This window comes from Marinomonas sp. S3726, from assembly GCF_000967665.1.
Taxonomy (GTDB): domain Bacteria; phylum Pseudomonadota; class Gammaproteobacteria; order Pseudomonadales; family Marinomonadaceae; genus Marinomonas.
Map to the genome: position 1 here is coordinate 307,936 of NZ_JXYC01000006.1, position 7,956 is coordinate 315,891.

Below are 7,956 nucleotides of genomic sequence, written 5' to 3' on the forward strand. Positions count from 1 at the left end.
GCGATAAGCCTTAGTCTAATACGAGATTAAATACAGGTGATCCGTTGAGGTTCTAGGCTGATAAGGAGGCGTGAAAAAGTAGAGTAGTGCCTTTAATTATTGAAATAAGGCCAAGACGTTATTTGCTAGTTAGTATATTTCTTGTGATCTTAATTCTATTTTAGTTTTTAAACTCTGATAGATTAGTTACTGATTAACTCCCCACTTTTTTGGAGTTGCTTTGCTTGGTGGCGTATTTCATCACTCGCTATTTCTAAGGCAAGAAGGTTAGTGTGCATTTGTCCGTATTGATGCACTATTTTGTGAGGCCAAGGAGCGCTTGCTGCGAGTACGAATTGGCTATCTGTGATAGCTGTCACTTTTAACTCCTGGGTATTTTCTTCTAATAATCCTAAATGTTCGGTGTTTAATTGAATTCCACCTATGTTAAGCGAGCCTGTTCTAGGGTAGACAAAACCACGGCTTTGAGTTTTATGTTGAAAGTACCAAGACTCACCAGCCTTTAGGTTGATGTCTAAATAGCTGATGTCCTGGCTGATTTTATGGCAAGCTTGTTTGTCTTTATAGGCTCCTAACAGAATACGTGTATTGCCTACCTGAATAATGTCGCTATTTTTTAGATTGAAATAGCGGCTGCAAGCGACTTCTTCATCAGGCGGTAAAAGTACCCAAAGTTGCATTATGCCTATATCATTTTTCTTTTGGTTCGCTTCATACCTTTCTTTGTGCCAAATGCCTTTACCGGACGCCATCCATTGTAAGCCTTGATCTTCGATTGTGCCTGTATGCCCCATTGAGTCTTGATGAATGAGCTTAGCATCATAAGGCATGGTGACAGTGGCAACACCTGAGTGGGGATGCCAATCTATCATTAAGCTATTTTTACCTTTTACTCTACCAGCATCAAAGAGCACAAAAGGCGCGAGTAGGTGTCTAATTCTGTGATTAATATAGGCTGGGTGATTCGTTTTAGGTTCAATGATTTGAGACAAGGCTCGCATATCAAGCCTCCTTTTTAGTTTGTTTAATAAGAGCGAAAGCAAAAGCACAAGTTAATAAACCTGATACTGTCATAGAAAAAGCCATAGGCATGCTGTTTATACTCTCGCTTAAGCTAATAACAGCACTGGCCAAAGCGCCTAAACCAAATTGCATAACACCATTAAGACCTGATGCTAAGCCTGCATATTGACCCGAGCTTGAAAGCACACCCGCAATAGCATTTGCTGAAGTAAAGCCCAGCATAGCCATATAGAGAACAACTCCTAGAACGATATAGGGCAAAGACAAAGCGAGACTTGCCACAAGAAATAAGTAGAGACCAATAACCCCTAAGCCTATCCCTGCCCAAATAAGTTTGATATTTGGATCTATATGACCAAGCCGTCTCGCATTGAGTAGATTTGTACTTATCATGGCAACGGCATTAAGCCCGATTAATAAGCTGTAATCTTGTGGACTGACCTGATGCAAGCTCATATAAACGAAAGGCGAACCTGATATGAAAGCAAACAAGCCTGCAAATGAAGCCGAGCCTGCAAACATATAGCTTAAGGTAAGTGGGTTAGTCAAAACGAACCTGTAACCTTTGAATATCTCAGATAGTTTTACTTTATTACGAGACTTGTTATCTGACTTATTGGTGGATGAGGTGTGCGTCTCTGCTTCTTTATTAGTGCTGGCTTGGCTATTGATAAAGAGTTGAGTAAAGAAGGTGATAAAAGCAAAAAAACCTAAGCAGAAGAATATCCATTGCCAGCCAAGGTGAATAAGTATTTGGCTTCCTAGCATAGGGGCTACCATAGGTGCGATAACGACGACCGCCATAATATAAGAAATAATTTGGCTGCTTTTTTCTTTACCATAGCTTTGTTGAATGAGAGCGAATACCACCACAGAAGTGCCACCTAAGAAGCCTTGCACACCACGTCCAATGAAAAGCCAGGTTAGGTTAGTACTAAATGCGACAATAAAACTTGCGATGGCAAAACCGATTAAACCCCAGCTTAGTAAGCTGGTTTTATTTAATTTGTCTGCCAAAGTACCAAAGACAAGTTGGCCTAAAGCAAAACTTAATAGGTAAATGGCAACACTTGCCTCCATAGCATCAATTCGAGTATCGAAAAAATGAGCCATTTGAGGTAATGCCGGTAGGTACATATCTATCGCAAGAGGAGACAGTGAGAAGATCATCGCCATGAGGCAAACGAATCCCCAAAAGGGCATGCTTTGAGTATTGGTGTGAGTGTGAGAACTTGAGTAAGACATGCTGTATTCCTATTGGTTAGCTGTCTTAGTAGTTTAATTAAGCTTTATTTATGAATAAATTAGGCTGGTGGAAATGAATTGTTTCCATATGAGTCTTTATTTAATGAGAATTAGCTCAATATTAGAAACATAAGGCCACCTTACTAAGGTGGCCTTATGTTTAACTTAAGCTTGTTGGCTTGCTTGATTCGACATAAAACTACGCTTACCTAGAATAAAGACCACTAGGAAAACGATTAGGCCTGCAAATTGAATTCCTATGTGTAAGCTTGGCCATAACATAGCAATAGCAGCAAAAAGTAATAAGCCTCTGCTTGCTAGGTTCAACTTATCTTCTAAGTAACCTTCCATCACGGCAACAAACGCATATAAACCGAAAATACCAAATATAGTCAGGCGAATAAGTGTTTCTGCATCACCACCGATTAATGGGGTATAAGCCATTAATAATGGAATAATATAAAGGCCTTTAGCCAGTTTCCATGCGGTTACACCTGTGCGCATTGGCGGTGTTTTAGCAATAGCCGCTGCGGCAAATGCGGTTAAGCAGACAGGCGGTGTGACATTACTGTCTTGTGATAACCAAAAGATAATCATGTGAGCAGTGACTAAGAACATAGCAATTGCTTCTGCACCCAGTGCTTGCTCATAAAGCATGCCTTTGAAATCACTTGGTACCTGGCTTAGCAGCTGAGTGGCTTGCTCGATTGGCATGCTTTGCCCTAATTGACTAATCACAGTTGGATCAACCAGCATAAAGATAGCATGTGCTGTTTCAGGTAACTGGCCTGATGCGAGCATGTCTAGCATTTGGCTTTCAGCAATTAGGTTGTAAAGCGCAGGGGCTGATAAGGTACCTAGAACAATATAAGAGGCTGTTACAGGTAAACCCATACCTAAGATCAAAGAAGCCAGTGCGACTAAAATAATGGTAAAGAATAAGCTTCCACCAGCCCAGCTTGTGATCATCAAGGAGAATGTATTACCAACACCTGTGGTGCTGATGACATTGACCACCAGCCCGATGCCGACTAGAAGCACTGCTGTGGTCGACATATTTTTCGCGCCTTGCACCATGGCATCTAATATTTCGATCACACCCATACGATGAGTCTTAGATAACCAAGAGGATGCAATGACTATCAAGATGGCAAAACCTGCTGCATAGGTTGGCGTAAAACCTTGAATTAACATGGTTACTAGGCCGCCTAATGGTAGGATGTGGTGCCAGCCTTGTTTTAGGACAGACATGGCTGAGACGCCATCATCCATGGTTTGTACTACATTGCTACGTTTTGCTTCTACACGAACAAAGAAGGCAACGGATAAAAAGTAAAGAAGGGCAGGAACTGCAGCCACACTGATAATGGTGACATAAGAAACTTGCGTATAAGAGGCCATGATGAAAGCCCCTGCGCCCATTACGGGTGGCATTAACTGTCCACCAGTAGATGCTGCGGCTTCAATACCTGCGGCAAAACGTGCTGGAAAGCCTGCTTTTTGCATTAAAGGTATTGTAATTACACCAGTAGACACTGTGTTCGCGACTGATGAACCAGATACTGATCCCATTAAACCTGAACCTAGTACAGCCACAAAACCTGGACCACCAACCATTTTGCTAGCTGCTGCTCTTGATAATTCAATGATGAAATCGCCCGCGCCTGATTTAACAAGGAAAGCGCCAAACAGAATAAACATGAAGACAAAGCTCCATGAAATTCGAGAAATAGAGCCAAACATGCCGTCTGTACTAAAGAAGCTTCGGTATAACAAGGTCTCTAAGCTTAGCCCTGGGAAGGAGAAAGGCCCTGAAATTAGGCTTCCCCAGAGTACGACATAGGTGAGTGCAACAAAAATTAAAGCAGGGATAAACCAACCAGCGGTTCGACGAATGAGCTCTAGTGCTAAAAGAACTGCAACAGCTGATGCTATCCAATCGCCTGTGACAAAGGTAACACCTCTATCATAGAGGGCATCTTCAAATAGCATTATGTAGATAGGTAAGCAGATAAGAGCCGCCACTAAAACCAGATCCACGCCTAAGGCAAGTTTTGATTTTGTTAACTTTGAGCTTGCTGGAGTAAGCAGGGTACACATGATGCCAAAACCAGCAAAATGGAATGCAGATACCCAGAGTTCAGGGAAGGTGCCTAAGGTATTAATGTAGATATGGGAGAAAGCCATAAGAATACCAATAAGGTAAATTGCCCTATTGATGCCAGTACCACTTCTGTGGGTACTTTCAAATTCTTTTAATTTAGCTTGGGTCTCTTCATCCATGTGGGGTTGGGTTGAGCTCATAACAACTTACCTTATGGTGCGACTGTTTAATCAGATAAGGAACAGTGCTTAATACTTGTTTTAAAATAGAGAATAGTCTCTCTAGGGGCTAGTTCTACCCCCTAGAGAGACTGAGAAATCTATCAAGATTTCTCAGGCATTGCTGTACGTGTTTTTGCTTTTTACTAGTTTGCCACTAGATGAGCTGGGATGCTGATACCTTGTTCGCGGTAGTAACGAGCAGCACCTGGGTGAAGTGGTACAGGCAGACCTGCAATTGCTTTTTCGATAGACATAACTGCTGTCGCTTTGTGGATAGCACTTAGGTAGGTTAGGTTGTCGTAAAGACTTTTAGTCAATAGGTACACATCTTCTTCTGGCAAATCAGCACGAGATGCTAGGAAGTTTGGTTGTGCAATTGTATTGATGGCTTTAGTTTGACCTGGATAAGTATTTGCAGGGATTACATAACGAGTCCAAAGAGTGTAGTCACCATTAGCTTCTTTCATTTGCTCATCGGTAAAGTCAAGCACTTGAACTTTATCGCCCATAGCAGCATAAGCTCGTGTAATCGCGCTTACTGGTACACCCGCTGGAATATTCATGCCATCGATTGTGCCGTTCTGTAGAGCGTCTGCACTACCGCCGTAACCCATGTGAGCTAGGCTAAATTTATCGGCATCAATACCAAGGCCTGATAGCAATTGGCGACCAGAACCTTCTGTGCCTGAGTTCTTTTTACCGATTGAGAATTTGTTATTACCTTTTTCTAACTGGGTTAAATCGGCAACAGTTCCGCTTTTTACCAAATCAGATTTTAGGACAAAATGCTCAACGTTTTGCCAAAGCATTGAAATAGAACGTAGGCCTTCTTGTTTGCCTGAATTTGCTACTCGACCTTCACCGTTCCATGCCCAAGCGCCATATAGACCTTGAAGGATGGCAAACTGAGCTTGGTTTTCACGTAATAATTTAACGTTCTCACCTGACCCTGCTGAACTAATAGCAGATAAAGAAATGCCGTGTTTTGGCTCTAATTTGATTTTACTTAAAGTTGCAATAGCAACACCGACAGGGTAGTAAGTACCACCAGTGGATGCTGTTGCAAGAATATAGTCGCTATCAGCTGCCACTGTGTGGGTAGCAGATAGTGTGATGGCAGTTGCGCTTGCTAAACCTAGAAGGCTTTTGCTGATTTTTTTAAGGCCCAGTTTCATTTTATTTTTCTCCTAATTGGGGGAACACTGAGAGTAAACTCGATTTAACTTATATCAATATCCATGCCAAAATCATAACTACTTGATTTGTAAGAAATAAATTATTTTTTTGTAATTAAGAAAGTGAATCCCATCTCAATTGAGCAAAAAATAGCTGATAGCAATAATTATTCCTTAGGCAAAAAATTGCTTATGCCATGAATGCCATGTGTAACAAGGGCTAAAGGCAAATTTTAATGTTTTATGATAGTTGCACGATTAAGCGTAGGCAAAAAATGGCTTATAGAAATTGTCGACAAAAAGCTGCTTTTTCAAACAAATTTTAACCATATTCAAACAAGGTTTTTATAATGTGGTGCCAATTAATTTGTTAAAGTGAGTGAATGAAAACGAAAAAAGTATCAGTTTTATTAAGATGATTTACCATGTGTCAGCGTCTTTTACTGATTGAAATAACGCAAGTTTAGTGAGTAAATTTTATGGTGAAGGTGGTTCTTTTTGATTTGGGGAATGTGCTCGTTAATTTGGGCGAAACCACTAAATTAAATGCCATGTTAGCGAGTCATGATAATGAAAAGGAAGCTTGGTTAAAATGGTTAGCATCGCCTAGCGTAAAAGCTTTTGATACGGGCAAAATTACTTTAACGGACTTCGCAGTTAGTCTTGTTAAAGAAGTATCAGGTGATAAAGCAGATTCTGTTCGGATTAAACACTTTTGTGATGAGTTTATCGCTTGGCCTAAAGGGTTATTTGATGGCGCTTTAGAATTAGTCGACTCGGTAAAGCCTCATATACATAAAGGGATTTTATCTAATACAAATGCGGCCCATTGGCCAAGGTTGATGCAAGAAATGAAACTGGCTGATAAATTTGATAGTTATTTTGCCTCTCATCATTTGGGTTTTGCTAAGCCGGATATCGCTATATATCAGCGAGTATTAGATAGGTTAAATGTGAGGCCAGAAGAGATACTTTTTATCGATGATAACCAAATAAATATTGATGCCGCTCATAGCCTAGGAATGCAGGCTCATAAAGTTAAGGGCGTGATAGAAGCTAAGGCAGTACTTAGTGACTATAATCTAATAAACTAAAATTGTACTTGTTGTCTTTTAAGAATGTTAGGAGCAAATTTCAGTAAGACGTTTTAAGCTAATTATCTGTAATCTAAAGAATTTATTAAGGGAATGAGTTGATGCAATCTTATTTTGACTTTTCGTCAGATGTCTATTCAAAGGGGCGACCGACCTATCCGCCGGAGCTCTATCTATGGCTATCCAACCAAGTCAAAAATCAACAGTGTGTATGGGACTGTGCTTGTGGAACGGGCCAGGTATCCATCGATCTAGCGGCTTATTTCGAGCAAGTCGAAGCGACAGATATTAGTGAATCACAGATAGCTGAAGCTATCCCTCATCGAAAAGTGAATTATAAAGTTTCTCCTTCTGAAGTGTGCGAATACCCAGATCAGCACTTTGATGCTATTTGTGTTGGCCAAGCATTACACTGGTTTGATTTAGAGAAATTTTGGCCTGAAGTAAAAAGAACCTTAAAGCCTGGTGGTATTTTTGCCTGTTGGGGCTATAGCTGGTTAAGTGTTTGCCCTGAAATAGACGATATTATTAACAGCAAAATCATGAGCAAGCTTAAGCCCCATTGGCCAGAGCAAAATAGAACCCTTTGGAACCAATATGATGATGTGACTTTTCCATTAGAAATGTTGGATGTACCTGAGTTTGAATTATCCTTTAAGTGGAATGCTTACCGCCTTTTTGATTATATGCAAACTTGGTCTGCTATCAGGGCATTAGACCATGATGATGCAACACAGGTACTTGCTGATGCTTGGGATGCCATTATTAAAGTATGGCAAGAGCCCTTGGAAAAACGTGAGGTAACTATCCCGTTTTTTGTAAAAGCGGGCCGGGTTTTGTAAGGAATTAATCTATGTTAAAAAAGAGGCTAAGGCCTCTTTTTTTGTATGTGAGTGCCTGAAATATAAGAAATTAGATGGTTTTCTTTATTATTAGTGAAATTTATAGAGACCGCTCCCTTGATGTCGAATATGAGGAACAGGCAATATCAGTTAAAGTTTTACCCTAAGTATCGGTTAAATATAAAAATAATGATTAAGACTAAAGTGTAATGACTCTTAGTCTTTAGAAAGAGATAGTGATGTTTGCATCCT

6 protein-coding genes are annotated in these 7,956 nt (G+C 40.4%); 2 read left to right on the forward strand and 4 right to left on the reverse strand.

The annotated features are described in order from the left end of the window. Positions 1-182 precede the first annotated feature (182 nt). The 4 genes from TW85_RS06830 to TW85_RS06845 form a co-directional block, all read right to left on the reverse strand. Positions 183-1,001, reverse strand: coding sequence for a pirin family protein (locus tag TW85_RS06830; RefSeq protein WP_046016325.1), 819 nt, complete (start codon positions 999-1,001; stop codon positions 183-185). A 1-nt stretch (position 1,002) separates the two neighbouring features. Beyond that, positions 1,003-2,268 carry a multidrug effflux MFS transporter gene (locus TW85_RS06835; RefSeq protein ID WP_046016326.1) on the reverse strand — a complete coding sequence of 422 codons (1,266 nt, stop codon included), beginning with the start codon at positions 2,266-2,268 and terminating at the stop codon, positions 1,003-1,005. Positions 2,269-2,433: 165 nt separating this feature from the next. Next, entirely contained in the window at positions 2,434-4,572 is a 2,139-nt protein-coding gene (locus tag TW85_RS06840; RefSeq protein WP_202904835.1) for a TRAP transporter permease, read from the reverse strand. Between the two features lie 164 nt (positions 4,573-4,736). Beyond that, positions 4,737-5,768 carry a TAXI family TRAP transporter solute-binding subunit gene (locus tag TW85_RS06845; RefSeq protein WP_046016327.1) on the reverse strand — a complete coding sequence of 344 codons (1,032 nt, stop codon included), beginning with the start codon at positions 5,766-5,768 and terminating at the stop codon, positions 4,737-4,739. Positions 5,769-6,247: 479 nt separating this feature from the next. On the opposite strand from TW85_RS06845, the gene TW85_RS06850 reads away from it, so the two are divergent. Further along, positions 6,248-6,862 (forward strand): HAD family phosphatase, encoded by a 615-nt coding sequence (locus tag TW85_RS06850; protein WP_046016328.1) that lies wholly within the window; start codon positions 6,248-6,250, stop codon positions 6,860-6,862. A gap of 101 nt (positions 6,863-6,963) precedes the next feature. Then, on the forward strand, positions 6,964-7,704 hold the full coding sequence (locus TW85_RS06855; RefSeq protein WP_046016329.1) for a class I SAM-dependent methyltransferase: 741 nt from the start codon (positions 6,964-6,966) through the stop codon (positions 7,702-7,704). The last annotated feature ends 252 nt before the right edge of the window (positions 7,705-7,956 follow it).